The sequence below is a fragment of the Celeribacter naphthalenivorans genome, from assembly GCF_020524585.1.
Taxonomy (GTDB): domain Bacteria; phylum Pseudomonadota; class Alphaproteobacteria; order Rhodobacterales; family Rhodobacteraceae; genus Celeribacter; species Celeribacter naphthalenivorans.
The window spans coordinates 266,795-291,142 of record NZ_JAIVLK010000005.1; the positions used below are offsets into that span (position 1 = coordinate 266,795).

The following is a 24,348-nucleotide window of genomic DNA, read 5'->3' on the forward strand; positions in this document are numbered from 1 at the left end:
GAGCAGGTCATGATACCCGGAGAATATTTCATCCAAGATGGTGAGATCGAGCTGAATGCAGGCGCCGAAGTGACGACGCTGACCGTGTCCAATACCGGCGATCGTCCGGTGCAGGTCGGCTCGCATTATCATTTCTACGAAACGAACGTGGGGCTCGCATTCGACCGTGAGGCGGCAAAGGGCAAACGTCTCGATATCGCCGCGGGGACTGCGGTGCGGTTCGAGCCGGGTCAGACGCGGGAGGTCGACCTCGTGCCTTTGTCGGGCGCGCGTGAGGTTTACGGCTTCAACCAGAAAGTGATGGGTCAGCTGTGATGCGCAAGGCCCTCTTATCTTTGGCCTTTATTGTGCCATTCGGGGCATCTGCGCAGGCGCTCGATTGCGACGATGCGATGACGCAATCCGCCATGAATGCATGTGCCCAAGAGGCTTGGGTGAAGGCGGATGAGGATCTGAATGACACCTACGCTTGGGCCATGGATCGGGCGAAAAGCATGAGCGAAGAGACCGCCGAGGCGCTGCGGACGGCGCAGCGCGCGTGGATTCCGTATCGCGATGCCGCCTGCGAGGCTGAGGGCATCCTGTTCGAGGGCGGCTCGATCCAGCCGCTGATCGTCTACACCTGTTTGGAACATTTGACGCGCCAGCGCACCGAAGAGATGCGCGCCGTCTACGAGATGAATTGAGAGGGTTAACACATGCCTGCAAAGATTTCCCGCGCGACCTATGCCGATATGTTCGGGCCGACCACCGGCGACAGGGTGCGTCTGGCGGACACCGATTTGATCATCGAGGTCGAGCGCGACCTGACCTCCGAGCTGGCCGGAGCGGGCCGCAACGCACCGCTTTACGGCGAAGAGGTCAAATTCGGCGGCGGCAAGGTGATCCGCGACGGCATGGGCCAGTCGCAGAAAAGCCGCGCCGAGGGCGCCGTTGATACGGTGATCACCAATGCGCTGATCCTCGATGTGACGGGCATCTACAAGGCCGACATCGGTCTCAAGGACGGGCGCATCGCGGGCATTGGCAAGGCGGGCAATCCCGACACGCAGCCGGGCGTGGACATCATTGTCGGGCCGGGGACCGAGGCGATTGCGGGTGAGGGCCGGATCATCACGGCGGGCGGTTTTGACAGCCACATCCACTTTATTTGCCCGCAACAGATTGAAGATGCTCTACATTCTGGCCTGACCACGATGCTGGGCGGCGGCACGGGGCCGGCGCATGGCACGCTTGCGACCACCTGTACGCCGGGGCCTTGGCACATCGGACGGATGTTGCAGGCGCTGGACGGCGTGCCGATGAACATCGCACTCGCGGGCAAAGGCAACGCCAGCCAGCCGCAGGCTCTGGTCGAGATGATCAAGGCGGGCGCCGCCGCGATGAAGCTGCACGAGGATTGGGGCACGACGCCGGGGGCGATTGATTGCTGTCTGTCGGTGGCCGATGACATGGATGTGCAGGTGATGATCCACACGGATACGCTCAATGAGAGCGGCTTTGTGGAAAACACGCTGGCCGCCATCAAAGGCCGCACGATCCATGCCTATCACACCGAAGGCGCAGGCGGCGGTCACGCGCCGGACATCATCAAGGTGGTCGGCCATGAGAACATCCTGCCGTCCTCCACCAACCCGACGCGGCCTTTCACGCAAAACACGCTCGAAGAACACCTCGACATGTTGATGGTCTGTCACCACCTCGACAAATCGATCCCCGAGGACGTGGCCTTCGCCGAAAGCCGCATTCGTAAGGAAACCATTGCCGCCGAAGACATCCTGCATGACATGGGCGCGTTTTCTGTCATCTCGTCGGACAGTCAGGCGATGGGCCGTGTGGGTGAGGTGATCATTCGCACCTGGCAGACCGCCGATAAGATGAAGAAACAGCGCGGACGTCTGTCGGATGAGACCGGCGACAATGACAATGTGCGGGTCAAACGTTATGTGGCGAAATACACGATCAACCCGGCGATTGCGCATGGGATGAGCCAGCATATTGGCTCCGTCGAGGTCGGAAAACGCGCCGATCTGGTCGTCTGGTCACCTGCGTTTTTCGGGGTGAAACCGGAGATGGTTTTGCTGGGCGGCTCGATTGCCGTGGCGCAGATGGGCGATCCGAACGCGTCCATTCCGACGCCGCAGCCGGTCTATAGCCGTCCGATGTTTGCCTCCATGGGCCGTGCGGTCGAGAATTCCGCCGTGCTCTTTGTCAGCCAAGCCGCGCAGGCCGAGGGCGTGGGCAAGGCGCTTGGTCTCGCCAAAACGACGGTTGCGGTGGAGAACACCCGCAGGATCGGCAAATCCTCGATGGTGATGAACAATGCGACGCCGGAGATCGAAGTGAACCCCGAGACTTACGAGGTGCGGGCGAATGGCGAATTGCTGACCTGTGAACCCGCCACAGAGCTTCCGATGGCGCAGCGCTACTTCTTGTTCTGATGGTTCTGCGAGCAGACGACCTGTACGATGCGGCTTTTCGCGGCGTCGTGCGGGCTTTGGCGTGAGTGAAGCGGGTGTTGCATTGTGTGTTCACCCCTTTGGTCTACCCTGAAATTATAGGGAGGAAACCGTCCATCAGAGAGGTTTCCAGACATGCAGCATGTCGCCAATATCGCCATTCTCACGCCAAGCCTCAGAGCGCGGCTCGATCTGTTCTTTGCCACATTGGGGCAAGGGGTGAACGCCTATGCCGTCCGGCGCAAACGTTTGGGCGAACTTGCGCGCCTCGACGCGATGAGCGATGCCGAGTTGTTGAAGCTCGGGATCACCCGCGACCGCATCCCGCATTACGTGTTTCGCGACCTGTTTTCCGTCTAGCGGGCGCTGATACGCGGCGCATCGGTTCGGCGCGTCGGGCGGCGCAGGTTGCTCCGCGTTCAAAGGTGTTCGAGCACTTGAAACTCGTCCGGCCCGCCGAGCATGATCACGGCGTCGCTTTCATCGCGGTCTTCGATGCGGATCGAGGTGACATGTTTGGTTGCGTAATAGCGGTCGTCGTTCAGGATGTGCTGCGGCAGTTTGGAAATGTCGAAGACCTGATAGGCGGTGCGAGACACGACAACATCACAACTGTAGCCGGGAAAACGGCCCGTGTCGTTGCCTTCGATAAAGCGGGCTTCAAGGGCAGCCTCGCGGGCGCGCAGCTCGGCGATTTTTGCGCGGAGCCGGGCAAGTTCGTCAACGGGCGAGCGGGTCATGTACATTGTGTCTCTCCTTCTGGATCGAATTGGGCGCAATTGATGTCTTTGGGACCCGAGGGTCAGGTTTCTCCACCCACGGCGATGCGACGGGATGAAAAGGCGGTGGCTGGCATGAGGTCGTTGCCCTCGAAATCGGTGGTGACGGAGGCGCGCGGGGGCTGTGCGACATCTGAGGGCAGATCGGCAAGCTGGTCCGCCTGGGCTTCCAGAGCCTGTGCGATGTCCAAGGCGTCCGGCAGGGTCGCGGGCGCGAGCATGTCTTCGGTTTCAGGGGTCATTTGCGCCACATCTTCGTCCGGCAAACCGGCAAGCGGTTGCAAATGGGCATGTTCGGTCGGGCGCAAATCCTTTGGCGTTTCGCCTTCTACGGCACCATGGGCATCGATCAGTGGCATGTCCGCTGCCATGACGGCCTCCTGTGAAGAGGCCGCTTTCAAACCGAAAGGATCATCGGCATTGACGAAGGCGTCTGGGGCAACGTTGACCTCGGGCATTGCGGGATCGACAGGGGGGCTGTCGTCCGATGCGGCCAAGACCGTCTCTTCGACGTCGTACATCTCTGTGACCGGATCATCCTTCTCCTCAAGCGGAACGCCGATGGTGCGCATCTCCACAGCGGTGGTGTCTGTGACATCCTTAAGGGGTATTTCGACCGGGTCAGGTTCGGCGACGCCCAGAGAAATATCTTTACTCGGAAAGGCTTCCTCGTGGTCTGGACCCTCGAATGCTTCGGTTTCATCCGCCATGATGTCTGGGGCGGTCGCCTCAATCTCTTGGGGAGATTGGATTGCAGACTCCTCCTTTATCGGCACAGACGGCACCACAGGCGCGGAGATCGCTGCCTGCGCCACCGCGGGCCGTGGCCAGAGCAGCACGACGGTTTCCTCTTCGGTGGCAAAAAAATGCGGATCACTCAGAATTGCATGCGGCAGCTTGGCGGGATCGACCCGCGTCGGTGTCCGGGTTTCGATCACGGCGACACGGGTTGCTCCAAAAATCTTTTCCTCACCGTTTTCTGTCGCAAAGCTGCGGATTTCATCGCAAAGTTCGGCCTCGAGATCGCGCAGCCGCGCCATTTGCGCGCGCAGCTCAAAGAGCGCATCGACAGCATCGAGTGGGGTGTGATCATGCATGGACGTCATGGGCAGGGTCTCCTTGCCTTCCATTTGGGGGCGAGTCGGTTAAGAAAGTCCCAATTCCTGACAGGAGGAGTAAAATGAGCAAAAAAGCCTATGAAATTTGCAAGGGCTGTGGCGCGAAAGCCAAGGATTTTGTGGCGCTGACCTATGATCAGCGGCTGCTGCGGCGCAAGAAACTGACGAGTGAGGCGGGCGTGTCGATCTTTGTCGATTTGCCGCAGACGGTTTCTATTGCCGAGGGCGACGGGTTTGCCTGCGATGACGGCACGGTGATCGGGGTGCGCGCCGCCGAGGAAGAGCTTTTTGCCATCACGGGCGAGACGGTGACGCGCTATGCCTGGCATATCGGCAACCGGCACACGCCCTGTGAAATCGCGGCCGACCGGCTTGTGATCCAACGCGATCCGGTGCTCAAGGCGATGCTGGAACAGCTTGGCGCAGAGGTAACCGCGATCATGGCGCCGTTCAGCCCCGAAGGTGGGGCATATGGCCATGGCCGCACGATGGGGCATGATCATGGGGGACATGATCACGGGGGGCACGATCATGGACATAGCCATGACCACAGCCATGATCACGGGCACAGCCAGGAACATGATCATTCCCATGATCACGACCAGGGGCACTCTCACCACCACCATCACCATGACTGATCCGCACGCGCTTTTGACCCTGACTCAATGGCTCTCGCCCTCCTTTCCCTTGGGCGCCTTTGCCTATTCGCATGGGCTGGAACTGGCGATTTCCGACGGCCATGTCCGCGATGCGGCGGGGCTTGAAAGCTGGCTCCGTGTGATCCTGACGCGGGGTGGCGGGCAAGTGGACGCCTGCCTTTTGGCGATGGTCCTTCAAGGTGCCGATGCGCAAGAGATGGGCGATCTGGCGGAGGCTCTGGCGGGCTCGAAAGAGCGCTGGGCGGAGACCTTTGAGCAGGGGCAGGCCTTTGTCGCGACTGTGGCGCAGATGGGCGGCCCCGCACGACCCGCGCGCGCCTTGCCGGTCGCGGTGGGGGAGGCAGCGCGGGATCTGGACCTGCCTGCGAAAACTGTGATTGCGCTTTATCTTCATAGCTTTACCTCGAATCTTGTGTCGGCTGGCGTGCGGTTCATCCCGCTGGGCCAAGCGGCGGGGCAGACGGTGTTGTCGCAGCTTCACACAGAGATCGAACAGGTGGCCGAGGTGGCCCTGACCGCCACGCCCGAGAGCCTCACAACCGGCGCCTTTGCCGCCGATTTGAACGCGGCGCGCCATGAGGATATGGACGTCAGAATTTTCAAGACCTGAGCAAAGCGTTTCTCAAAAAACTTGAGGCACTCAATTTTGAGAAATGCTGCAATATCAATTCAGTGTGGCAACGTTTTTCGCTCAGTCTGATTCAGATGAAACGAAAAGCGCTTTAGACAGGAGACAAAAATGGCATCACCAAACGGACCTTTGCGTGTGGGGATCGGTGGCCCGGTGGGCGCCGGGAAAACCACGCTAACGGGGGTGCTGGCCAAGGCGCTGTCGGAAAAATACTCCATCGCGGTCATCACCAATGACATCTACACGCGCGAGGATGCCGAGGCCCTGATGCGCCAGCAAATCCTGCCGATGGAGCGCATTCGCGGCGTCGAAACCGGGGGCTGTCCGCATACGGCGATCCGCGAAGATGCCTCGATCAACCTCGCGGCTGTGGCCGATCTGTCCGAAAAATTTCCCGATCTCGATGTGATCCTGATCGAGAGCGGTGGCGACAATCTGGCCGCGACGTTTTCGCCGGAATTGGCCGACCTGACAATCTATGTGATCGACACAGCGGCCGGTCAGGACATCCCGCGCAAACGTGGCCCCGGCGTGACGCGTTCGGATATGTTGGTGGTCAATAAGGTCGATCTGGCGCCTTATGTGGGGGTCGATCCGGTGCTCTTGGAAGAGGACACGAAACGCGCGCGCGGCACCAATGCCTATGTCATGGCGGCGCTGCGCCACGGCAAGGGCGTCGAAGAGGTCGTGCGCTTTGTCGAGGAAGAGGGCGGGCTCGCCTGAGCCCCCCTTTTATCTCACGCGGTCTTTCAAGCCGTCTCGTTTTTGGCCTTTGCCGCCGGTTGTGCGGGCGGCAGGGCCTTGCCCTCACCTTCGAGCACTTCCATCGCCAAATCGTAAGCCCGGCGGAAACGCGGGGCATTGCGGCGCTGGCGCAGCACGTAGCGACAGAACAGCGCTGTCTGATAGGGGCGAGAACTGGGGGCCAGTTCCGCCAACAGACGGCGCTGATAGCCCATGTGCGACCGGCGCTTGCGCAGGGCCTGAGTGATCACGCGCTGGGTGAGGCGGCTCTGCATCGCGGCCTCGAGGATCGGCGCCAGCGCGTTGATCTCCATGATCTCATATTCCGGATCGATGCCGAACAGGCGGCAGGGCACGCGGGTGATATGCGGCGCGTTGAACAGCGCGGCATGCATGGCGTCGGCCTCGACCTTGGGGTCGTAGAGCACATAGGCCTTTTCCGCGCCCTCCAACATGTCGGGCGCGAACCCGTAGCGCGTGGTGAAATCCATGCGCCGGGTTTTCGGAAAACGCGCGTCCCAAGACGCCAGACGTCCGTTCAGCGTGGCCTGAGGCGCGACGGCGATCACCGTGGCGCCGGGGGCCACGACGGAATAGGCCGCCGCCGCATAGCCACAGGCGCCCGCGCCGTAGAACACCACCTGGTCGAAATCTTCGAAAAAGCCTTCGTCCACGAGGCGGTCGAAATAGCGGTAGATATGTTTCGAGCGGAACCAATCGCCGGTCTCGTCGGGGCCGTGGGAGATCAGCGTCAGAGACGACCAGCCGTGCTCACCCGCCAAAGACATGCCGATGGGATAGCCTTTTTCGGTGCGCTCCGTGGTGCGCTCATAGCTTTCGAAAGTGACGAGCAGCCGGGGTTTTTCGTCGAGAAAGGCCACGCTGTGATGCTCGCCCAGCGGTTCGAAATAGCCAAGCTCTTCGCTTAAGCCTTCGATCGCTTCGCACCATTCATCACGCGGGAAATCGGAAATATCCTCGATCCCCTTCATGGCCTTTTGCAGTTCAGTCTCCTGCTCACTCATCTGACATCTCCCCAAGTCATTGTGCGTCACGCTCCGACACCGGCCTTCTCGTCTTGCGCGCTTGTTGTCACCGCGCTGAGACCAAGTAGGCGTAAAATGGTTAATCGCCTGTGATCCAGATAGGGCTTTTGCGCGGCGGGCAAAAGGATTTCCAGCTTTTCTTTTGTCACTGTCTCTGGAGGGGAAACGATGCGCGTATCTTTGCCGGTTTGATGTGAAATTGCCGTGAGAATGCGCAAAATGAAACGGGCCGAAAGGGCCCGTTTGAGTGGTGGGACGCGCGCGCCGCGAGTCGGGATGTCCACGGGTGGGGCAATCAGCCGAGAATGATTCCGATCGTGACGGCGCCCAAGCCCATGGCGGAGATCAGAAGCGCAACGAGATTGAGCGCCACGACCTTTTGCAGACGCGCGCGGATGTCTTCATCCGTGCCGCCGGCTTTCTTGGCCTTCAACGCGGCCATGATGCAATAGCCCAACAAAGCCACCCCCGCCAAAGTCAGCGCCACACCGCCCCAGATCAATGCGTCCATCGTCAGTCCCTCGTTTTTCATTTCGCCTGCTTGATACAGAACTGGCCCGCGCAAGCAAGCATTTGCGCGTATGAATGGCTTTCCTGGAGGCCAAGTCATTGAAAAAAGGGCCAGGGTTTGGGATGAGTTTGGAATGAGTAACGGACGCATGATCCCAACAGGCCCAAAATGACCGTCGATCAGATGAACCAGCTTTCGACTTCGCAGGACGGCGGACCAGAGATTTTGCCTTTGGGACGTGACGGTTGGCTGGTGCGCTTTGCCTTGACGCCTGAGCCTTGGGCGATGGCGGCGGTGCAAAGGCTGCATGCTTTGGGCAGGGCTTCTGTGCTTCCGGGCGTGACGCGTGTGGCGCCGAGCCTGACGTCCGTGCTGTTTTCCTATGATCCCGATGGCACCGACCGTTCGGTCCTGCGGGCACAGATCGCGCGGCTTCTGGAGGGCGAAGACTGGCACCACGCCACGCCTGAACCTGCCACGCGGGTCTGGCAGGTGCCGGTGAGTTTTGGCGGGGATCATGGCCCTGATCTGGCGGAGGTGGCGGGGATGACGGGGCTGAGCCCCGAGCAGGTGATCCGTGAGATCACCCAAACGCCCCTCAGGGTTCTGGCCATCGGCTTTGCTCCCGGTCAGCCCTATCTCGGCCTCTTGCCCGAAGCCTTCGATCTGCCGCGGATGACATCGCTCAACCCGCAGGTGCCGCAGGGCGCGATCGCTTTGGCGGTGCGCCAGATCGTGCTCTTTGCCAATGCGTCGCCGACCGGCTGGCGTCAGGTCGCGCGCACGGCGTTTCGGGTGTTTCGACCTGACAGCGACACGCCCTTGCCGCTGAGCGCGAGCGATGAAATGCGGCTGGTGCCGGTGTCTGGGGCGGAGATGGACGGGCTATTGGCCTCGGGCGACCCGAGCGGTGGTGCCAAGCTGGAGCTGCGGTCATGAGTGAAGTGATCGTCCTGAAGGCAGGGCCGGGTCTGACCGTGCAAGACCTCGGCCGCCCCGGCAGGGCCCATCTGGGTCTGTCGCGTGGCGGCGCGGCTGATCCCGTGGCACTTTATGAAGCGGCGGCGTTACTGTCGCAGAGCACCCCGCAAGCCGCCATGGAGATGGCCGGGATGGGCGGCACGTTTGAAGTCACGGCGCCCACGCGCATCGCACTCACCGGCGCGCCGATGCGGGCCAGTGTCGGTACGCAGGCGTTGCGTTGGAACGCCACACATCTCTTGTCCCCCGGTGAGCACCTGACCATCGGCGCGGCGGAGCGCGGAAACTATGGCTATCTGAGTTTCGCGGGTGGGATCGAGACGCCGGAGGTGCTGTCGAGTCGCGCAACCCATGTGACGGCGGGCCTCGGCGCGGCGCTCAAAGAGGGCACGCGCCTATCCTTGGGGGCGGACCCTGATCCGGGCGCGGCCTCGGTCGGCCTGCCGCTCGACACACGCTTTTCTGGCGGTGACATTCGCTACATAGCCGGGCCGCAGACGGCGCTCTTCGCACCCGAGGTTCTGGCCGAATTCGAGGCCACGCGGTTCACCCGCTCCGCCACCGCCAACCGCCAAGGTGTGCGGCTCGAGGCCGAGGCGCGGTTTCCGTCGCAGGCGCCTTCCGGGCTGGCCTCTGATTTCATCCTTGAGGGCGACCTTCAGATGACCGGCGACGGCTTGCCCTATGTGCTTTTGTGCGAATGCCAGACCATCGGCGGCTATCCCCGGATCGGGACGGTGATTGCGGCGGACCTGCCCGTGGTGGCGCAGGCGGGGCAGGGGGCGGAGCTTCGGTTTCGGCAGATTTCTTTGGATGAGGCGGATCGGATTGCGCGCGCCCATGACGCGCGGCTCAAGGCGTTGCGCACGGCGGTTCAGCCGCTCATTCGCGACCCGTCCTTGATCCACGATCTATTGAGCTATCAACTGATCAGCGGCGTGACAGCCGGTGATGAATTGGAAGGATAAAACATGCTGAAAGCCGATCTGAATTCCGACATTGGCGAGGGCTTTGGCGATTGGACCAAGGGCGACGATGCCGCGCTGATGCAGGTGATCACCTCGGCCAATGTCGCCTGTGGCTTTCATGCGGGCGACCCGGACGTCATGGCGCGTACGATGAAATTGGCGGTGCAGAATGGCGTTGGCATCGGCGCGCATCCGGGCTTTGCCGATCTCAAAGGCTTCGGGCGGCGTCGCTTGCCCCTGAGCCATGAGGAAATCGCCAATCTCGTGACTTACCAACTGGGCGCGGCGCAGGCGATGGCGCGGGCGGCGGGCGGTCAGGTCCGGCATCTGAAACTGCACGGGGCGCTGGCGAATATGGCCTCCGAGGATGCTGATCTCGCGCGGGTCTGTTTCGAGGCGGCGCTCAAGGTCCAGCCCGACATCGTGATCATGGTGCTCGCCGCCACCGCGATGGAAAAGGCCGCGCGGGATTTGAACTGTGCTTGGGCAGGGGAGATTTTCGCGGATCGCGCCTATAATGACGACGCCACGCTGGTGGATCGCCGCCAACCCGGCGCGGTGCTGCATGATCCGGCGGTGATCTCCACGCGCATTCTTGAGATGCTCAAAGTGGGGGCGATCATCACGGAAAGTGGCAAACATATTCCGTGCAAAATCGACACGATTTGCGTGCATGGCGACACGGAGGGCGCGCTGGCCATGACCACGGCGCTCAAGACCGGGTTGCAGGCGGCGGGGGTCGAGATTGCCAAGCTCTGAGCCCGCAATCATATCGGCGAAATCCGTCGCATTGGGCTGGGTCCGAGGCTTGCCATGACGTCGCTTGCCGGGTAGGGATCGGGGCTTGAGAAGAGCAAAAATATCCCACTACCCCTGAGGAAGGTTTCCCCATGATGGACGACGATATCGAATCCGGCCACAGCTCCGGCCCCGACGCCTCCTACCGCGTGACTGCCGACGAGCTGCGCCAGTTCGTGGAGCGCTTTGAGCGGCTGGAACTTGAGAAAAAAGACATCGCGGATCAGCAAAAAGAGGTGATGGCCGAGGCGAAAGGCCGTGGCTACGACACCAAAGCGATGCGCAAACTCATCGCGCTGCGTAAGAAAACCGCCGATGAGATCGCCGAAGAAGAGGCGATTTTGGACATGTATAAGGAAGCTCTGGGCATGCGCTGAGGCGCCTGTTCTGAGCTTGCCGGATGAGCCGTCGCACCCGTCATCGCCTTGCCGTATCTGCCCTCGCGCTCGCTTTGGGCTTTGGCCTTGGGCTGATGCTTTTGGGCCTGTCGCCGGTTCTGGCGGGCGTTTGCCCCGGTTGTTTCGGGTTTAAAAAAGTGGCGCCGCAGGTCTATTCCGAACTGCGGGGCCCGACCACCTCGAAAGAGATGCTGCGCCGACTGGCCTTGGCCGAAGAACGCGTCGAGGCCGTGTTCGGGCCTCAGGAGCGTCCGCGCATTCTGATTTGCTACACGGCGACCTGTAACAGTGTCATGGGCGGCATGACGGCGCGGGCGATGACCTATGGCACTCATCTGTTTTATCTGACGCCGCGTGGCCATGACACAGAGATCATCGCCCATGAGCTGACCCATGTGGCGCTGCACCGCCAGATCGGGCTCAGCGCCCAGCGGCAGTTTCCGGCCTGGCTCGATGAGGGCATTGCAACCTATGTATCGCGCGATCCGCGGTTCGATCTCAATCCTGACACCTGTGATCCGGGGGCGGGGGATTTGCCGATGCAGGCCCACGACTGGCGCCATTCCGAGGCCGCCCGCAACGCCAGCGCCTATGCGCAGGCTGGCTGCCGTGTGGCGCAATGGGCCAAGGCGCATCCGGTGAGCGGCATCGAGGGGCTGATTGCGGGGGCTTTGGAGTGAGGGAAGCGTTTGGTTAAACGCAATAATTTTTGAGAACAGAATTTTACTCTGCTGGCCAAGGTAAGCCGAAGTCTTGTTCTTTCATTGAATTCCAAAGGGCTTCAGGAGTGTGTTTTGCTTCTTCTTCATCCATTGCATTCATTCGATACCTATAGATCAGGCCCGTCAGGTTAGCTTTTGTAAGGCCTCCTGTTTCCTTGCTGCCGACTTGAGCAATGTATGTAGCTGTATATAAGGACCAGTCTTCATAGACTTGGCCTTCAAATGCATAGTTGCTGTAAATTACGAGGGGTATTTCACCCTCGGATATGCTTACATATCCGTCTAACGCAGGGGTGTTTTTCCAAATGTGTTGTTCAATATTGGCCATAATAGACCCCATCCATCGTACATGGCCCTTGGAATCAATGGGGACCGCCCTATCGATAATTTCATTTGGGAAATATGCGTATCCTTGTAGAAACCTCATTCCTTGTTGGAGTGGTGCGATGGTGAGGCTATCCTCCTGAGAACCCGTATCGCCTTCTAAAACAATGGAGCGGCGACTGTTTTCGAGGTTTTCTGTGTAAGTTTGTGCTCGGTCTGCGATCGAAACCCCAAATGCAGAGAACACGAATGAAAAAATTGCGATAATCAAAGAAAGAACGTTAAGAATTCGATCGCCGTTCAATTTTGGAAAGAACTTAAATTTCCTATTCATGAATTATTTATTCGCCTTCATTTTTGTAATCTAAAAGTTCCAATTTGTCGGTCTCTTTAATCTATTACTAACTTCTCGCATTCGAACTAAAGAAGAATTTTACGGGGTGTACGCAACACTTGGATTTGTATTGATTGACAATGGAGGGCTAAATGGGCGTCAGATTACTCGATCCCCTCCATTCTAAAAAGCTTGTATACCAGCATTCGTGCACTGCGTGTGACGGCTATGCAAATGAGACTTTGAATAGGGAAGCGTGATTGATTTTCGATCTAAATGTCGTCCTCAAGGCGCGATAAACCGCACGCCCTCCATCTCTTCGATCTTTTCCAAGTCCTCTTCATAGGCCTCGGTCAACCGCTCCACCAAGGCGTCGTCCCAGCCGGGCAGGTCGATCTCTTCTTCCAACGCGTCTTCGTCGACATATTTATCGAGAAAGGCCTGGAGAATGCGGCGGCGCTGTTCTTCGGTCTGGGGGCGGTGGGTGTGCAGATAGGTGCGCAGCCGCTTCATCCCCTCGCGTTTCATGATCGTCGCCAGAATGTCGAGCCCGCCGGACATCGGCACCATCTGCCCGACCCCGGTCATGTCACGCATCACCTGCGACCAGGTCAGCGGCGTGTCCTCATAGGCGAAACAGGTGAGACGCGCGTCGGGGCAGACCGTGCGGATGCGCAGCAAAAGCTCAGACCAGCGAAGGGCCTCAACGTCGACCCCATGGAGAAACCCCTCGAAACTCACGCTCGGCCCACAAAAGGAAAAGGCCTCCGGCACAAAGGTCGCCGGGTTGCGGATGCCGATGAAGAATTCCATCTCGTGATCGGCGAAAACATTGCGCAGCCACGGCAGTTTGAAATTCGCCTTCTCGTAGAACCCGCCCTTTTCGAAGATGAACGGATGCATGCAGATCACGTCTTCGTAGCTCAAGACCATGCGCGCGCAGTCGTCGATGTCGAGCATATGATCGAGCAACATTTCCTGCGTCTCGGGGGTGGCGCGTTCGCTTTTCACCTTTTTCATGATCTGCGGCAGCATATCGCGATAATACGCGAGGGGCGGCACCGCGACGCCTTGTTCGGCCAGCACGGCCTTATTCTTCAAAAGCCCGCGCATGAGCTGCGCGCCATTGGTGCAATGGGCGCCGATATGCATTGAGATGATCATGGTCGGGTCTTTCTCTGGCCTGGCGACGGTCTGGCAGCGGTCTTCTTGTCTCTTGGTGCCCCACTTATGCCTCTGTGAGACAAGAAGGTTAAGGGGGGATTTACCATATGTGCTTTTGACAGCTGGGCAAGCCTGCTTTGATCGCGCGGGTTTCTCTTCACCTCGCTTGCAAAAGCCTCTATGTCGGATGAATGACCGACCAAATCTCTCAGACACCGGCCTGCGAGGCCTCTGGCGGCTCAAGTGCCGCGCGCCGTCATGGCGGTTTGGCCCGCGTGTCGCGTCTGTCGCCCTGGTCGGCGGGGGCCTTTGTGATCGCGGGGCTGGTGTTGATGCCACTGATCGCCGTGGTCTGGATCGCCTTTCACCCAAGCGAAAACATCTGGCCGCATCTCATGGCCACCACCTTGCCACGCTACATGAAAACCACCGCGTTTCTGGCCTTTGGCGTCGCGGGATTGGCGGCCTGTGTCGGCACCGGATCGGCCTGGCTCGTCACCATGTACCGCTTTCCCTTGTCGAAGGCGCTGGAGTGGCTTTTGCTTTTGCCTTTGGCGATCCCGGCCTATGTCGGCGCCTATGCTTTGGTCGATTTTCTGGAATATGCCGGACCGGTGCAGGGCGGCTTGCGGCAGGTTTTCGGCTGGCAGAGCGCGCGCGACTATTGGTTCCCGGAAATCCGCTCTCTCGGCTCCGCCATCGTCGTTCTGGCCGCCGCGCTCACGCCCTATGTCTTCCTTTTGACCCGCGCCGCCTTTCGCGAACAATCCGGTTCCGTCTATGAGACCGCCCGCGCGCTGGGCGCCGGACCTTTTGAGCGGTTTTGGCGCGTCGGCCTGCCGCTCGCGCGCCCTGCCATTGCGGCGGGTACGGCGATTGTGATGATGGAAGCCGTCTCGGATTATGGCACCGTGTCCTATTTCGCGGTCCAGACCCTCACCACCGGCATTTTCTCCACCTGGCTCGAAGGCGGCAACGCCGGCGGCGCGGCGCAGATCGCCTCCGTCGTTCTGGTCGTGGTGCTCCTCTTGGTGGCCTTCGAAAAAGCCTCGCGCGGCCGCGCCCGGTTCCACCAGAGCGCGCGCCAAACCCGCCCGATCGCGCCCATTCGCCTCACCGGCTGGCAGGGGCTTTTAGCGCTGGCTTTATGCGCGGTGCCCTTCCTCGTGGGCTTTGTCTTGCCGGTCTCGGTGATCTCCTACCACGCCTTGGGTGAGCCGGAGCAATGGGCCGTTCCCGGTCTGATCACAGCGTTGAAAAACACACTCACTGTGGCGGGAATGGCGGCGATTTTTACGGTTCTGGCCGCACTCTTCATGGTCTACGGCGTGCGTCTCACGGGCCGCAAGCTGCCGCGTCTGATCCTGCCCTTCACGACCTTGGGCTATGCTGCGCCAGGCGCCGTTTTGGGCCTCGGCATCCTGTTTCCTCTGGCTGGTCTCGACCATGTTCTGGCCGATGCCATCGCGGCGCTGACCGGCTCTGATCCGGGTCTTTTGCTCACCGGATCTGCCTTCGCCATCATCCTGGCCTACGTGGTCCGCTTCTTCGCCATCGCCCAAGGCGCGACCGACGCCGCATTGGGCCGCGTTTCCCCGTCGCTGCCCATGGCGGCGCGCTCCTTGGGGCAAAGCTTGGGCGGCACACTGCGCCGGGTCTATGTCCCTCTGATCCGCGGCTCTGTTGGAACGGCGCTTTTGCTGGTCTTTGTGGATTGCGTGAAGGAACTGCCCGCGACCCTGCTGCTTCGCCCGTTCAACTACAACACGCTGGCGACACGGGTCTACGACAAGGCCTCGCTCGAACAGCTCGAACAGGCCTCCCCGGCAGCGCTTCTGGTGATCGGCGTCGGCCTCGTGGCCGTGATCCTCATGGCCCGCTCCGAGAATGCGGCAGACCTGAGCTAAGTCTCAACGCCTCGCTGTCGAAGGCTTTCCGGATTTGACATCCCTCTACGATAAACCACTTGCGCACAAGTCCGTCACCGCGTAAACGACGCCCGAGTGCCCCTATAGCTCAGCTGGTAGAGCAACTGATTTGTAATCAGTAGGTCCGCGGTTCGAGTCCGTGTGGGGGCACCATAAAATCAATAAAATCAAAAAATGCACGATTTTCCGCGTTTGCGTTTGTTCCGTTTTGAAAAACGGAAGCAATACGGAAGCACACGGAGGGAAGAACCTGTGTGTGCTTTGTCGGCAATAAACGCGCAAAAGCAGCGGCGCGCTCTGCGATACGTTACGTCAGGAAAGTTAAGCAATTTCGCTGTGCTGAAACGTAGCAATAATCGCGTGTCTCATAGGGTCAATGTCTCCGAGGATCATTCGTAGGGTTGCCACAGTTGCGCATATCCTGAATGTTGCGCGAAAGGCATTTAAAGGGGATGACGATGTTACGGGCTATCGGGTTGGCAGGGATGTTTTCGCTTGCTGCAATATCTGTTCAGGCAGATGATCTTTCATTCTTATTTTGCGAATATGAAAGCCTTGCCGACGATCCGATTTCAAAAAGCCAGTCCATCCCATTATATTATGAAGATGGACAGTTGGTTGCTGCTGGTAAACGATCGCATTGCGTCGATGAACCACAGTTTTACATCACTGATACACATGCCACGTGGCACTGCGTCACTGCGCTGAATGCAGACAAAACACCGGCTCGCTCGGTCTATGTCGAAATACATCGCTTTACTGGACGATATCACCGCAATGATTTTGACGGCGTCCTCGATATGGGAAATGTTACGGAAAGCTGGCATGGGGTCTGCACGGCCCATAGTGAGCCGCAGTTCTGATTGTGTTGGGGCGCACCGAATTGGGTAGGCCCTTTTGGGGTAGATGACATGAAGTGGGGGCTCATCAGAGCACTGAGATGCCCGCGATATAGCTGTGGGTCAAAACCAGACCGCAATAGGCCAAACCTCCTAAGACGCAGCGTTTCAGATCGCCTCTTTGCAGCACCGTAAGCAACGGCGCGCGCCGAGTTTGGGCGCGTAGAGCCTGCCACGCTTCGCGTCCGATCTCTTTTTGCCGCCGCCGGTCGATCAGGCGCATACCCAAAAGCGCAAAGCCGCCCAGCGGGCCAAATAGAACCACATGCGCCAAATCGCCATTGGGCAGCAGATGCAGCCCGGCCCAAAGTGCCAGCCCCAGCAAAAGCGGATGGCGATGGAGCCGTACGATGCCAGGCTGTGCCGGATCGAACCGCTCATTCTTGGCCCCGCCGAAGGAGAACGGGTTTGGCCGCCCGATCGCCAGCGCGAAAATCAGACAGACACCCAGCATGCCGATCCGTGTGACAGTTCGTGTCAGCGCGGTCTGAGGCCAGAGAAAAATCGGCTCCGGCCATGTGGCCGCGCGGATCAGCATGAGCAGCATGGCCAGCGACAGGAGCGAATAGAGCATGGTAAAACCGCGTGTTCCGATCCTTGCCACCGCCCGGCGTTTGATCCCCGGGCGTGTCGGCAGGGAATGGCTGATGAGAAACAGCCCGAACATCGCCGCATATGCAAACCAGCTCATTTTGTTCGTCCTCAATTGGGTCGTTTCGCGGACCAAAGCATCGGGCCATATACTGCGGCAAAGCCGAGAAACGCCATGATCCAGAAGCCACCAGAGAGATGATAGAGCACGCTCAGCGGCACAAATCCGGCCGACAGGCGCACCGCCGTCGCGGTGAAAATCGCGCCATAGATCGCCACGGTCCCGCGACCGGCATGGAGCGCGCGTCCGGTATGCCCCAAAGAAGCACGGCTCATCACCGCCAATGTCATCCCGCCGACCACGCCTGCGGTCCACAGATGCAGGGCCGCGGGGGGCGCAAGCAGTTCCGGCCAAAGGATCGACAGGCTCACAGCCAAGGCGCCGAGAGGCAGGCACAGATAGCTCACATGCAGCACCAAAAGCAGCGGCTCACGGCGCGTCAGCCCGCCTTTCCACCGCGCCAGACGGATCAGGTGCAAAACGCCAGCCATGGCCAGCATTCCCGCCGTGAGCCGATGCGTCGGAGATGCGGCCCATGCCAAAAGAGCCAGAGCGACGATGACCAATGCCGCCTTGTCAAAGCGCTGCATCGGTGGGGCCGGGCGAGCGCTTTGGCCTGTTTTCACCAACCAATTCCGGGTGAAAGACGGGATGATCCGCCCGCCGATCAGCGCCACCATCATCACGGCGGAACCAAGCCCCAGCCGCAACCCGAGACCGCCTGCGGCATAGCCTCCGCGCCCGGCGTCTAAAAGGAACAGCAGGTCTGAAAGGGTAAAGATCGCGAGCAGCACCAGCACCGGCAGATTGCGCCAGTTCTTGCCCGACAAAATCTCGCGCAACAGAAAGGCGCCGAGGAGGAGAGGAAAGGCGAGATCCATCGTTGCGGCCAAGGCAAAAGGAATGATTCCGGAGATCAGCAAGGCGATGCGCCCGGCCCCCCAAAGTGCAAAAAGCCCGATCAATTGCGTGCCAACAACCGGCAGGCGTCCGGTCCAATTCGGCACGGCGGTGAGCAGAAAGCCTGCGATGGCGGCTCCGAGGTAGCCGAAGAGGAAAGCATGGGTGTGCCAGCTCACTGGATCGAGCCGCGAAGGCAGGCTGATCTGCCCGGACAGTGCCAGAATCCACAGCACCATCGCCACCCCGGCCCACACCGCGCCAAAGAAAAAGAACGGGCGAAAGCCGTAGGAAAACAGGGCAGGGCCGGTCCAACGGCGCATCTGTTCGGTCGAGGAGAGGGTCATGTTCAATATCCTTTCACGCGTCGGCCTGATCCATCAGACGGCGGATATGGCGGGCAAAGGCATAGGTGGCAGGCACCGCGATCAGGGCGCCAAGCCCAAGTGCAACCGGCGTCGTTGCGACGGGAAAACCGACCCATGAGCCGATGAGCGAGGCGAAAAACACATTCACAGCAAAAGCGCCCCAGCCAAAGGGGTAGAGGAGCACCGCGATCCGGGTCGCGGACCACTGTCTGCCTGTGACGCTCATCGCCGGGCCACAACGCGGGCCACCACGGCCAAGGCGGCGATCAACGCCAGCGTTGCCAGAAAGAACCAGAATTCGGCGGTGGCGGATTGGGCCTGTGGGATCGGGCGGTCGAAAGTTTCGGCGACGGCGGGCGAGGCCAAAAAGAGCGGAAGAAGGGGGAGAAAACGCATATCAACTCTCCTGTGTGAGGCTGCGGTAAATATCGGGAAGCGCGCGCAAAAGGCGCTCGGGATGGGGCAAAAGCGTAAATCCGCCCCGGCCAAAGATGCGGGCGAACCAATCCTGCCCATCCTCATCGATGATCACGCCATGAAGCGTCAGTCCGGCGCGTCGGGCCTCGCGGACGGCCATGTGGCTGTCTTCGATGCCGTGCTGGCCTTCGTAATGATCGAGATCGTTGGGCTTGCCATCGGTGAGCACGATCAACAGCTTTCGGCTGGCGGTCTGCTCGGCCAGTTGCGTCGTGACATGGCGGATGGCGGCGCCCAGCCGGGTGAAATGGCCGGGTTTCAAGGCGGCGATATTCTCTTCGATCTTATGGTCCATCGGGTCGGCAAAGCTTTTGATCCGCGACACGAACACCCGGTCCCGGCGCAGCGAGGAAAAGCCCCAGATGCCAAAGCGGTCGCCAGCGGCATCAATCCCGGCGCTGAGCGCCAGCATGGCCTCGCGCGCCACGTTGATCACGGAGGTGTCGCCAATCGCGGCCTCGGTCGAACGCGAGGTGTCGATCAGAAAGGCCACGGCCAGATCGCGATCCACCTTGCGGGCCTGTTGCCAGATCCGGTCCGATCCGCGCCCGGTGGCGATGAGATCGGCGCGGGTGCAGATCACCGCTTCGAGATCGAGCTCTTCGCCATCCACCTGACGCGGGCGCAGCAGGCGTTTCGGGCGCAGCGCCTCGAATTGCCGCCGCACGGCACGGATATGACGGGGATCGGGACGAAACCCATCGCCCGCGCCGGGCACCACAGGGGCCTCAAGCACCCGGCAATGCCCCTCCATATAGCTGCGGGTGCGGTGGTTCCATTCGGGATAGACATGCGTGCCCGCGAGGCGTTCATGTTCGGCGTCACTGGGCGAGAGATCGAGATGCAGACGCAGGCGCGTGGCGGCTTTGCGGTTGTGTTTGCTGAGCGTGATCCGGTCCTGATCGTCTGCGGCCTTGGCGGCGTTTTCGTCGTCGTCATCGACGGAACGGTTGATGTTCATCGCCTCGACCCAGGACAGGATCGATTCAAAACGGTGAATGATAAAGCTGTCGCGCCGCTGGGTCTGATCGAGATCGCGCCGCTCGCCAAGCTTGCGTTTCGATTGTGCGGCGGCGGGGGCGGGGGCGCTTTGTGGCTCTTGCATGTCGCTGGCGCCTTGCCCCGATCTGGGGCGTTCGAACCGAAGCCAGATCGGCACAGGCGCGAGCGGCATGTAGCCGTTTGCGGCCTCCGGCAGCACGAGGTTTTGCGTCTCTCCGCCAAGCTGATCGCGCACCGCCTGTTCCAGAATGGTCTCCGCCTGCGGGCGCATAAGATTGCCGCGCCGCGCCGCGCAAAGAGCCGCCAATTCACGATAGGCGGGGCGCAAACCGGGACAGGTCAGATAGGCCTGATCGCAGGCCCGGGCATTGGCGCGGATTTGGGCACAGTCCATCTCCGGGCCGTCTTCTGCGGCAGGCAACTCAGGGGCTGCGTCGCCCTGACTGGCCGCCAGAGCGATCAGCCAGAAATAGGCAGCCCGGTTGAGCCGGGCCTCCGGGAAAACCTCCATCACCGGCGGCAGGCGCAGGTGTTCCGTGTCGAAACTGGCCACATGTTCCGTCTCGCGCGCCGCCCCGAGCCTGCGCCGCAGCGCGGTGCGGTGACGGACCGGCGTGGGGGCCGCTTCGACGATCTCGACGCCTGCGCCACCGCCCAAGGCCCGAAAGAGCAACGAGAGCGAGGGACGCAGATCGGCAAGCGTGACGGCGGCCTCGGGAAAGCGGCTGTCGGCGCCGATGTCCTTGGCCAGATCGTGCCAGAGATTGCCCACCGTTTCCTCGGGTTCCATCAGGTCCATCAAGCGCATGGTGGGTCTCCTAACCGTAGATCGTCGAGACCAGATCGCGCAGCGCTTGCTGCACGTCGGGCTCGTCGGTGAGCGGTTCGATGATGGCGACCTGAAGCGCCTGATCGACGCCCATCCCCCCCGCCATGAGCCGCGCGGCATAGGTCAGAAGGCGGGTGGAGACGCCTTCTTCGAGGTCCATGCCGGAAAGCGCGCGGATGTGCCCGGCCAGCCGCACCAGAGGCGCCACGCGGCCCGGCTCCAGCCCGCTTTCCTGACTGACCACGGCGATCTCAAGATCGGGTTTCGGGAAGTCGAAGGAGAGCGACAGGAAGCGTTGCCGGGTCGAAGGTTTCAGCCGTTTGAGCACGTTTTGATAGCCGGGGTTGTAGGAGGCGACGAGCATAAATCCCGGCGGCGCGACAAGCTCCTCGCCGGTGCGGTCGATCATCAGGGTACGGCGACTGTCGGTGAGCGGGTGCAGCACCACCGTGACGTCCTTGCGCGCTTCGACCACCTCATCGAGGTAACAGATCGCGCCCTCGCGCACGGCACGGGTCAGCGGCCCGTCCACCCATTCGGTTTCGCCGCCTTTCAACAGGTAACGTCCGATGAGATCGGCGGCGGACAGGTCATCGTGACAGGCCACCGTATAGAGCGGTTTGCCGAGACGCGCCGCCATATGTTCGACAAAGCGGGTTTTGCCGCAGCCGGTCGGCCCCTTCAAAAGAAGGGGCAAACCGTTGTCATGGGCCGTCTCGAACAGATCGCATTCCAGGCCCGTGGGCTGATAGAATGGCAGGTCGGCTGCGAGATCGGGAGAGAGATCGAGGGTCATGGTCATTCTCCTGCGATGGGCTGGGCCGGGCCGGGTTCGATGACTTCGCGTTTGCGCACCACCACCAGCGAATAGATGAAGATGAGTGCGCCCACGACCACCGCCGCACCTGCGCCGAACCGCATCAGGTAGAAGACGGAGAGGCTGTCCTGGACCTCCATGTAATAGGAGCCGAGCACGCGTTGCATATGGGTCTGGATGGTGCCCGCGAAGGTCAGAACAAAGGTCATGAAGGCCATGCCGCCGGTCATCAGCCAGAAAGAGGTCATGTTGAGCACTTGGTTGTAGGGATCACGTCCGCGCAGCATCGGCATGGCATAGGTGAAGACCGCGAGATTCAGGGCGACATAGGCGCCGTAGAAGGCGAGGTGGCCGTGGGCGGCGGTGATTTGGGTGCCATGGGAGTAGAAGTTCACCCCATGCAGCGTGTGCAGGAAACCCCAGACGCCCGCGCCGAAGAAAGCCACCGTGGAGGAGCCCAAGGACCACAGGAGCGCGGCCTTGTTCGGGTGGTTCTTGCGGCCCTTCCAGACCATGACGAAGGCGAAGGACATCATCAGGAAGAAGGGGATAACCTCAAAGGTCGAGAAAACGGAGCCGATCCACTGCCAGTAGCCCGGCGTGCCGATCCAGTAGAAATGGTGGCCGGTGCCGAGGATGCCGGAGAACAGCGCGGTGGCGACGATGACATAGAGCCATTTTTCCACCACCTCGCGGTCGACGCCCGTGAGTTTCAGCATCAGGTAGCCAAGGATTGCCGCCATCACGAGTTCCCATGTGGCCTCGACCCAAAGGTGCACGACCATCCACCAGTACATTTTATCCAGGCTGAGGTTTTCCGGGTTGATGAAGGCGAAAACCCACAAAAGGCACAAAAGCCAGAGCCCCATCAACAGCACATTGGTGATCGCGGTTTTGCGCCCCGCGAGCACGGTCATCGAGATGTTCACAAGGAAAATCACCGCCGCGACGAGAATGCCGAATTTGACCCAGAGCGGTTGTTCGAGGAATTCGCGCCCGCCGTGGATGCCCACGAGGTAGGAGCCGACCGCGCCGAGCGTGCCGACCATCAGAAGGATCAATTGCAGATAGGCCAGTTTGACCGAGAACAGCTCGCGCTCCGCCTCTTCGGGCACAAGGAAATAGGCGGCGCCGAAAAAGCCCAAGAGGAGCCAGACGATCAGCGCATTGGTGTGGATCATGCGGATCACGTTGAAGGGCAGGATCTCGGAGAGCGTGTTGGGCGAGACATAGATCCACCCGGCCAGAAGCCCGCCCAGCACCTGAACGCCGAACAGCGCCATCGCGCAGTAGAAATAGGCTTTCGCCACGGATTGGGATTGGTATTTCATCTGAATATCTCCTTAGCCCGCGTCGTTCGGCGGCCAGCCTTGGGTGTCGGTTTGATCGGCCCAGCGCAGAAACTCCGCGAGGGCGCGCATCTCTTCCTCGGTGATCTCGAAATGCGGCATCTGGCGACGGCCTTCGATGCCGGAGGGCTGCGCCTGCATCCAGCCGTCGAGCACCTCATAGGCGCCCTCAGGATCGTCTGCGACGCCCCAGCGGGTCATGACATTGCCCAGTTCGGGCGCGAAATAGGCGCCTTCGCCATGCAGCGTGTGACAGTTGATGCAGGAATTTCTCTCCCAGACATGTTTGCCCAGCGCGACCTCTTCGGTCAGCGGCATGCCTGCGGTGGAGCTGTCGACAATATAACGGTGGCTTTGTGCGGTCAGCGCGATGAACACCACGACGAAGAAGATGGATCCTCCGTAAAAGATGTTGCGCGCCCGCGTCTTGGTCAGAATTTCAGCCATGGTGGGCCTCTCTTTGGGGTCACTTGATGTCCCCAGAGCTAGCCGCCCTGAAATGCCCGAAGTTTGCGCCAGCGCAACGTTCAGACATATTCAGCGATTTAGATTGATCGTCGAAAGGACATGCCATGCCCCTGACACGTATTTCCGATCCCGATTTGACATTGAATGATCTTATGACCACCTGGCCTGCGACGATCGACGTCTTTCTGCGCCATAAGATGCTATGCGTTGGCTGTCTCGTGACGCCGTTTCACACCGTCGAAGATGCCTGTGCGGAATACCGTCTCGATCAGGACAGTTTCTTAGGCGAATTGCGCGCCGCGATTAATTCGCCGCCACACCCCGGCACAGCAGCACCAGACGATGTGGGTCGGTCACTGTGATCCGCTTGCGCTTGCTGGACACAAGGCCCTGTTTTTCCCAGGCGCTCAACAGGCGCGAGACGGTGTGCAACGTGGTGGCGGTCATTTCCGACAGGTCCTGACGGGTGATCGGAAAGTCGATCTCGATGCCGCCCTCGACCTTGCGCCCGGTCTGGTTGATCAGCCGTAACAGCGCATTCGCCACCCGTTGTTCGACCTGCTGTGTCGCCATTTCGACGATCCGGTTGTTCATCTCACCGATCCGCTGCCCCACGGTCTTATAGGTCTCGGAGGCAAAGCCGTCATAGCGCACGGCGAATTCGTCCCAGACCCGCATCGGCCAGCTCAGGATGATCGCCTCTGAGGCGGTGACAGATGTGGCCGGATAGGTGTCCCGTCCGATGGCTTTGGCGATGCCGAACAATTGGCCCGAGGGAATATGGAGCGCGATCACCTGCTCGCCGGCCGGCGTGATCCGCATCACCCGGATATACCCGTCGAGCAACATGAAGAATCGCTCCGCAGGCGCGCCCTCTTCGAACACGGCCACGCCTTCGCCGAGGCGGCGCACGCTGGCGACATCGAGAATCTCGCGAATCTGCCGTTTGTCCAGCTTTGAAAAGGGCGGAACATGGCTCAGCAAGCTCTCGTCGAGGCGCGGCATTGTTTTGGGTGTGTCCTC

General features: G+C 60.6%; 31 protein-coding genes and 1 tRNA gene. 16 read left to right on the forward strand and 16 right to left on the reverse strand.

The genetic code is table 11. The features are described 5' to 3' along the window. Positions 1-9: 9 nt before the first annotated feature. The 4 genes from LC094_RS12825 to LC094_RS12840 all read left to right on the forward strand — a co-directional run bounded on the left by LC094_RS12825 (position 10) and on the right by LC094_RS12840 (position 2,819). On the forward strand, positions 10-315 hold the full coding sequence (locus LC094_RS12825; protein ID WP_226553188.1) for an urease subunit beta: 306 nt from the start codon (positions 10-12) through the stop codon (positions 313-315). Next, positions 315-686: a lysozyme inhibitor LprI family protein gene (locus LC094_RS12830; protein ID WP_226553189.1), complete on the forward strand. Its 372-nt coding sequence runs from the start codon at positions 315-317 to the stop codon at positions 684-686. The genes LC094_RS12825 and LC094_RS12830 overlap by 1 nt, the downstream gene beginning before the upstream one ends. Positions 687-698: 12 nt before the next feature. Further along, entirely contained in the window at positions 699-2,441 is a 1,743-nt protein-coding gene (ureC, locus tag LC094_RS12835) for an urease subunit alpha (RefSeq protein ID WP_226553190.1), read from the forward strand. Positions 2,442-2,594: 153 nt separating this feature from the next. Next, a complete protein-coding gene (locus tag LC094_RS12840) occupies positions 2,595-2,819 on the forward strand; it encodes a hypothetical protein (protein WP_226553191.1) in 225 nt (74 codons plus the stop codon). A 59-nt stretch (positions 2,820-2,878) separates the two neighbouring features. Here the strand turns inward: LC094_RS12840 and LC094_RS12845 are convergent, their stop codons facing one another. Beyond that, complete coding sequence (locus LC094_RS12845; RefSeq protein ID WP_226553192.1) at positions 2,879-3,205, reverse strand: hypothetical protein; 327 nt, start codon at positions 3,203-3,205, stop codon at positions 2,879-2,881. A gap of 56 nt (positions 3,206-3,261) precedes the next feature. Then, complete coding sequence (locus LC094_RS12850) at positions 3,262-4,344, reverse strand: hypothetical protein (RefSeq protein WP_226553193.1); 1,083 nt, start codon at positions 4,342-4,344, stop codon at positions 3,262-3,264. Between the two features lie 74 nt (positions 4,345-4,418). Between LC094_RS12850 and LC094_RS12855 the strand changes: the two genes are divergently transcribed. From LC094_RS12855 to ureG, 3 genes are all read left to right on the forward strand, one after another. Then, the gene (locus tag LC094_RS12855) at positions 4,419-4,994 is read left to right on the forward strand and encodes an urease accessory protein UreE (protein ID WP_226553194.1); all 576 of its coding nucleotides are present in this window, start codon (positions 4,419-4,421) and stop codon (positions 4,992-4,994) included. Beyond that, positions 4,948-5,625: an urease accessory protein UreF gene (locus LC094_RS12860; protein ID WP_404815007.1), complete on the forward strand. Its 678-nt coding sequence runs from the start codon at positions 4,948-4,950 to the stop codon at positions 5,623-5,625. Before LC094_RS12855 ends, LC094_RS12860 begins: the two co-directional genes overlap by 47 nt. A gap of 129 nt (positions 5,626-5,754) precedes the next feature. After that, positions 5,755-6,369: an urease accessory protein UreG gene (gene ureG / locus LC094_RS12865; RefSeq protein ID WP_226553195.1), complete on the forward strand. Its 615-nt coding sequence runs from the start codon at positions 5,755-5,757 to the stop codon at positions 6,367-6,369. Between the two features lie 26 nt (positions 6,370-6,395). Here ureG and LC094_RS12870 read toward each other — a convergent pair whose 3' ends face one another. From LC094_RS12870 to LC094_RS12880, 3 genes are read right to left on the reverse strand one after another with little or no spacing between them, the layout of a single operon-like run. Further along, positions 6,396-7,415, reverse strand: a complete 1,020-nt coding sequence (locus LC094_RS12870; protein WP_226553196.1) for a phosphoadenosine phosphosulfate reductase — start codon at positions 7,413-7,415, stop codon at positions 6,396-6,398. A gap of 26 nt (positions 7,416-7,441) precedes the next feature. Continuing rightward, the gene (locus tag LC094_RS12875) at positions 7,442-7,720 is read right to left on the reverse strand and encodes a hypothetical protein (RefSeq protein ID WP_226553197.1); all 279 of its coding nucleotides are present in this window, start codon (positions 7,718-7,720) and stop codon (positions 7,442-7,444) included. A gap of 11 nt (positions 7,721-7,731) precedes the next feature. After that, a complete protein-coding gene (locus LC094_RS12880; RefSeq protein ID WP_226553198.1) occupies positions 7,732-7,968 on the reverse strand; it encodes a hypothetical protein in 237 nt (78 codons plus the stop codon). Between the two features lie 147 nt (positions 7,969-8,115). Between LC094_RS12880 and LC094_RS12885 the strand changes: the two genes are divergently transcribed. The 5 genes from LC094_RS12885 (at position 8,116) to LC094_RS12905 (ending at position 11,772) form a co-directional block, all read left to right on the forward strand. Beyond that, on the forward strand, positions 8,116-8,886 hold the full coding sequence (locus LC094_RS12885) for a 5-oxoprolinase subunit B family protein (RefSeq protein WP_226553199.1): 771 nt from the start codon (positions 8,116-8,118) through the stop codon (positions 8,884-8,886). Then, a complete protein-coding gene (locus LC094_RS12890; protein WP_226553200.1) occupies positions 8,883-9,896 on the forward strand; it encodes a 5-oxoprolinase subunit C family protein in 1,014 nt (337 codons plus the stop codon). The genes LC094_RS12885 and LC094_RS12890 overlap by 4 nt, the downstream gene beginning before the upstream one ends. A 3-nt stretch (positions 9,897-9,899) precedes the next feature. Then, positions 9,900-10,655 carry a LamB/YcsF family protein gene (locus tag LC094_RS12895; RefSeq protein ID WP_226553201.1) on the forward strand — a complete coding sequence of 252 codons (756 nt, stop codon included), beginning with the start codon at positions 9,900-9,902 and terminating at the stop codon, positions 10,653-10,655. Between the two features lie 134 nt (positions 10,656-10,789). Beyond that, on the forward strand, positions 10,790-11,071 hold the full coding sequence (locus tag LC094_RS12900) for a DUF2312 domain-containing protein (RefSeq protein ID WP_404815011.1): 282 nt from the start codon (positions 10,790-10,792) through the stop codon (positions 11,069-11,071). A 23-nt stretch (positions 11,072-11,094) separates the two neighbouring features. Then, the gene (locus tag LC094_RS12905) at positions 11,095-11,772 is read left to right on the forward strand and encodes an eCIS core domain-containing protein (RefSeq protein WP_226553203.1); all 678 of its coding nucleotides are present in this window, start codon (positions 11,095-11,097) and stop codon (positions 11,770-11,772) included. Positions 11,773-11,815: 43 nt separating this feature from the next. On the opposite strand, the gene LC094_RS12910 is transcribed toward LC094_RS12905, so the two are convergent. Both LC094_RS12910 and LC094_RS12915 read right to left on the reverse strand, forming a co-directional pair. Beyond that, on the reverse strand, positions 11,816-12,472 hold the full coding sequence (locus tag LC094_RS12910; protein ID WP_226553204.1) for a hypothetical protein: 657 nt from the start codon (positions 12,470-12,472) through the stop codon (positions 11,816-11,818). 285 nt (positions 12,473-12,757) lie between these two features. Next, entirely contained in the window at positions 12,758-13,636 is an 879-nt protein-coding gene (locus LC094_RS12915) for a hypothetical protein (RefSeq protein WP_226553205.1), read from the reverse strand. 332 nt (positions 13,637-13,968) lie between these two features. Here LC094_RS12915 and LC094_RS12920 point away from each other — a divergent pair, with 332 nt between their 5' ends. From LC094_RS12920 to LC094_RS12930, 3 genes are all read left to right on the forward strand, one after another. Further along, positions 13,969-15,543 carry an ABC transporter permease gene (locus tag LC094_RS12920; RefSeq protein WP_226553306.1) on the forward strand — a complete coding sequence of 525 codons (1,575 nt, stop codon included), beginning with the start codon at positions 13,969-13,971 and terminating at the stop codon, positions 15,541-15,543. Positions 15,544-15,641: 98 nt separating this feature from the next. Beyond that, positions 15,642-15,717 (forward strand) — tRNA-Thr (locus LC094_RS12925). Between the two features lie 305 nt (positions 15,718-16,022). Beyond that, a complete protein-coding gene (locus LC094_RS12930) occupies positions 16,023-16,427 on the forward strand; it encodes a hypothetical protein (RefSeq protein ID WP_226553206.1) in 405 nt (134 codons plus the stop codon). A 64-nt stretch (positions 16,428-16,491) separates the two neighbouring features. Here LC094_RS12930 and LC094_RS12935 read toward each other — a convergent pair whose 3' ends face one another. The 8 genes from LC094_RS12935 to LC094_RS12970 are packed head-to-tail and all read right to left on the reverse strand — an operon-like array spanning position 16,492 to position 23,304. Continuing rightward, complete coding sequence (locus LC094_RS12935) at positions 16,492-17,154, reverse strand: NnrU family protein (RefSeq protein WP_226553207.1); 663 nt, start codon at positions 17,152-17,154, stop codon at positions 16,492-16,494. An 11-nt stretch (positions 17,155-17,165) separates the two neighbouring features. Continuing rightward, complete coding sequence (locus LC094_RS12940) at positions 17,166-18,362, reverse strand: NnrS family protein (RefSeq protein WP_226553208.1); 1,197 nt, start codon at positions 18,360-18,362, stop codon at positions 17,166-17,168. A 13-nt stretch (positions 18,363-18,375) separates the two neighbouring features. Further along, the gene (locus LC094_RS12945; RefSeq protein ID WP_226553209.1) at positions 18,376-18,609 is read right to left on the reverse strand and encodes an NnrT protein; all 234 of its coding nucleotides are present in this window, start codon (positions 18,607-18,609) and stop codon (positions 18,376-18,378) included. Further along, positions 18,606-18,779 (reverse strand): protein NnrT, encoded by a 174-nt coding sequence (locus tag LC094_RS12950; protein WP_226553210.1) that lies wholly within the window; start codon positions 18,777-18,779, stop codon positions 18,606-18,608. Before LC094_RS12950 ends, LC094_RS12945 begins: the two co-directional genes overlap by 4 nt. A 1-nt stretch (position 18,780) precedes the next feature. Continuing rightward, positions 18,781-20,670, reverse strand: coding sequence for a nitric oxide reductase activation protein NorD (locus LC094_RS12955; protein ID WP_226553211.1), 1,890 nt, complete (start codon positions 20,668-20,670; stop codon positions 18,781-18,783). A 10-nt stretch (positions 20,671-20,680) separates the two neighbouring features. Continuing rightward, positions 20,681-21,493 (reverse strand): CbbQ/NirQ/NorQ/GpvN family protein, encoded by an 813-nt coding sequence (locus LC094_RS12960; protein ID WP_226553212.1) that lies wholly within the window; start codon positions 21,491-21,493, stop codon positions 20,681-20,683. Next, positions 21,490-22,839 (reverse strand): cbb3-type cytochrome c oxidase subunit I, encoded by a 1,350-nt coding sequence (locus LC094_RS12965; protein ID WP_226553213.1) that lies wholly within the window; start codon positions 22,837-22,839, stop codon positions 21,490-21,492. The genes LC094_RS12960 and LC094_RS12965 overlap by 4 nt, the downstream gene beginning before the upstream one ends. A 12-nt stretch (positions 22,840-22,851) precedes the next feature. Further along, positions 22,852-23,304, reverse strand: a complete 453-nt coding sequence (locus LC094_RS12970; RefSeq protein WP_226553214.1) for a c-type cytochrome — start codon at positions 23,302-23,304, stop codon at positions 22,852-22,854. Between the two features lie 125 nt (positions 23,305-23,429). Between LC094_RS12970 and LC094_RS12975 the strand changes: the two genes are divergently transcribed. Next, positions 23,430-23,687 (forward strand): DUF1858 domain-containing protein, encoded by a 258-nt coding sequence (locus LC094_RS12975; RefSeq protein ID WP_226553215.1) that lies wholly within the window; start codon positions 23,430-23,432, stop codon positions 23,685-23,687. On the opposite strand, the gene LC094_RS12980 is transcribed toward LC094_RS12975, so the two are convergent. Next, on the reverse strand, positions 23,629-24,330 hold the full coding sequence (locus LC094_RS12980) for a Crp/Fnr family transcriptional regulator (RefSeq protein WP_226553307.1): 702 nt from the start codon (positions 24,328-24,330) through the stop codon (positions 23,629-23,631). The genes LC094_RS12975 and LC094_RS12980 overlap by 59 nt on opposite strands. Between the last annotated feature and the right edge of the window lie 18 nt (positions 24,331-24,348).

Bases quoted from the DNA above. Each gene is read 5' to 3' on its own strand.
- LC094_RS12825 (WP_226553188.1), top strand. From the start codon at position 10: ATGATACCCGGAGAATATTTCATCCAAGATGGTGAGATCGAGCTGAAT.
- LC094_RS12830 (WP_226553189.1), top strand. From the start codon at position 315: ATGCGCAAGGCCCTCTTATCTTTGGCCTTTATTGTGCCATTCGGGGCA.
- ureC (WP_226553190.1), top strand. From the start codon at position 699: ATGCCTGCAAAGATTTCCCGCGCGACCTATGCCGATATGTTCGGGCCG.
- LC094_RS12840 (WP_226553191.1), top strand. From the start codon at position 2,595: ATGCAGCATGTCGCCAATATCGCCATTCTCACGCCAAGCCTCAGAGCG.
- LC094_RS12845 (WP_226553192.1), bottom strand. From the start codon at position 3,205: ATGTACATGACCCGCTCGCCCGTTGACGAACTTGCCCGGCTCCGCGCA.
- LC094_RS12850 (WP_226553193.1), bottom strand. From the start codon at position 4,344: ATGACGTCCATGCATGATCACACCCCACTCGATGCTGTCGATGCGCTC.
- LC094_RS12855 (WP_226553194.1), top strand. From the start codon at position 4,419: ATGAGCAAAAAAGCCTATGAAATTTGCAAGGGCTGTGGCGCGAAAGCC.
- LC094_RS12860 (WP_404815007.1), top strand. From the start codon at position 4,948: ATGATCACGACCAGGGGCACTCTCACCACCACCATCACCATGACTGAT.
- ureG (WP_226553195.1), top strand. From the start codon at position 5,755: ATGGCATCACCAAACGGACCTTTGCGTGTGGGGATCGGTGGCCCGGTG.
- LC094_RS12870 (WP_226553196.1), bottom strand. From the start codon at position 7,415: ATGAGTGAGCAGGAGACTGAACTGCAAAAGGCCATGAAGGGGATCGAG.
- LC094_RS12880 (WP_226553198.1), bottom strand. From the start codon at position 7,968: ATGAAAAACGAGGGACTGACGATGGACGCATTGATCTGGGGCGGTGTG.
- LC094_RS12885 (WP_226553199.1), top strand. From the start codon at position 8,116: ATGACCGTCGATCAGATGAACCAGCTTTCGACTTCGCAGGACGGCGGA.
- LC094_RS12890 (WP_226553200.1), top strand. From the start codon at position 8,883: ATGAGTGAAGTGATCGTCCTGAAGGCAGGGCCGGGTCTGACCGTGCAA.
- LC094_RS12895 (WP_226553201.1), top strand. From the start codon at position 9,900: ATGCTGAAAGCCGATCTGAATTCCGACATTGGCGAGGGCTTTGGCGAT.
- LC094_RS12900 (WP_404815011.1), top strand. From the start codon at position 10,790: ATGGACGACGATATCGAATCCGGCCACAGCTCCGGCCCCGACGCCTCC.
- LC094_RS12905 (WP_226553203.1), top strand. From the start codon at position 11,095: ATGAGCCGTCGCACCCGTCATCGCCTTGCCGTATCTGCCCTCGCGCTC.
- LC094_RS12910 (WP_226553204.1), bottom strand. From the start codon at position 12,472: ATGAATAGGAAATTTAAGTTCTTTCCAAAATTGAACGGCGATCGAATT.
- LC094_RS12915 (WP_226553205.1), bottom strand. From the start codon at position 13,636: ATGATCATCTCAATGCATATCGGCGCCCATTGCACCAATGGCGCGCAG.
- LC094_RS12920 (WP_226553306.1), top strand. From the start codon at position 13,969: ATGCCACTGATCGCCGTGGTCTGGATCGCCTTTCACCCAAGCGAAAAC.
- LC094_RS12930 (WP_226553206.1), top strand. From the start codon at position 16,023: ATGTTACGGGCTATCGGGTTGGCAGGGATGTTTTCGCTTGCTGCAATA.
- LC094_RS12935 (WP_226553207.1), bottom strand. From the start codon at position 17,154: ATGAGCTGGTTTGCATATGCGGCGATGTTCGGGCTGTTTCTCATCAGC.
- LC094_RS12940 (WP_226553208.1), bottom strand. From the start codon at position 18,362: ATGACCCTCTCCTCGACCGAACAGATGCGCCGTTGGACCGGCCCTGCC.
- LC094_RS12945 (WP_226553209.1), bottom strand. From the start codon at position 18,609: ATGAGCGTCACAGGCAGACAGTGGTCCGCGACCCGGATCGCGGTGCTC.
- LC094_RS12950 (WP_226553210.1), bottom strand. From the start codon at position 18,779: ATGCGTTTTCTCCCCCTTCTTCCGCTCTTTTTGGCCTCGCCCGCCGTC.
- LC094_RS12955 (WP_226553211.1), bottom strand. From the start codon at position 20,670: ATGCGCTTGATGGACCTGATGGAACCCGAGGAAACGGTGGGCAATCTC.
- LC094_RS12960 (WP_226553212.1), bottom strand. From the start codon at position 21,493: ATGACCATGACCCTCGATCTCTCTCCCGATCTCGCAGCCGACCTGCCA.
- LC094_RS12965 (WP_226553213.1), bottom strand. From the start codon at position 22,839: ATGAAATACCAATCCCAATCCGTGGCGAAAGCCTATTTCTACTGCGCG.
- LC094_RS12970 (WP_226553214.1), bottom strand. From the start codon at position 23,304: ATGGCTGAAATTCTGACCAAGACGCGGGCGCGCAACATCTTTTACGGA.
- LC094_RS12975 (WP_226553215.1), top strand. From the start codon at position 23,430: ATGCCCCTGACACGTATTTCCGATCCCGATTTGACATTGAATGATCTT.
- LC094_RS12980 (WP_226553307.1), bottom strand. From the start codon at position 24,330: ATGCCGCGCCTCGACGAGAGCTTGCTGAGCCATGTTCCGCCCTTTTCA.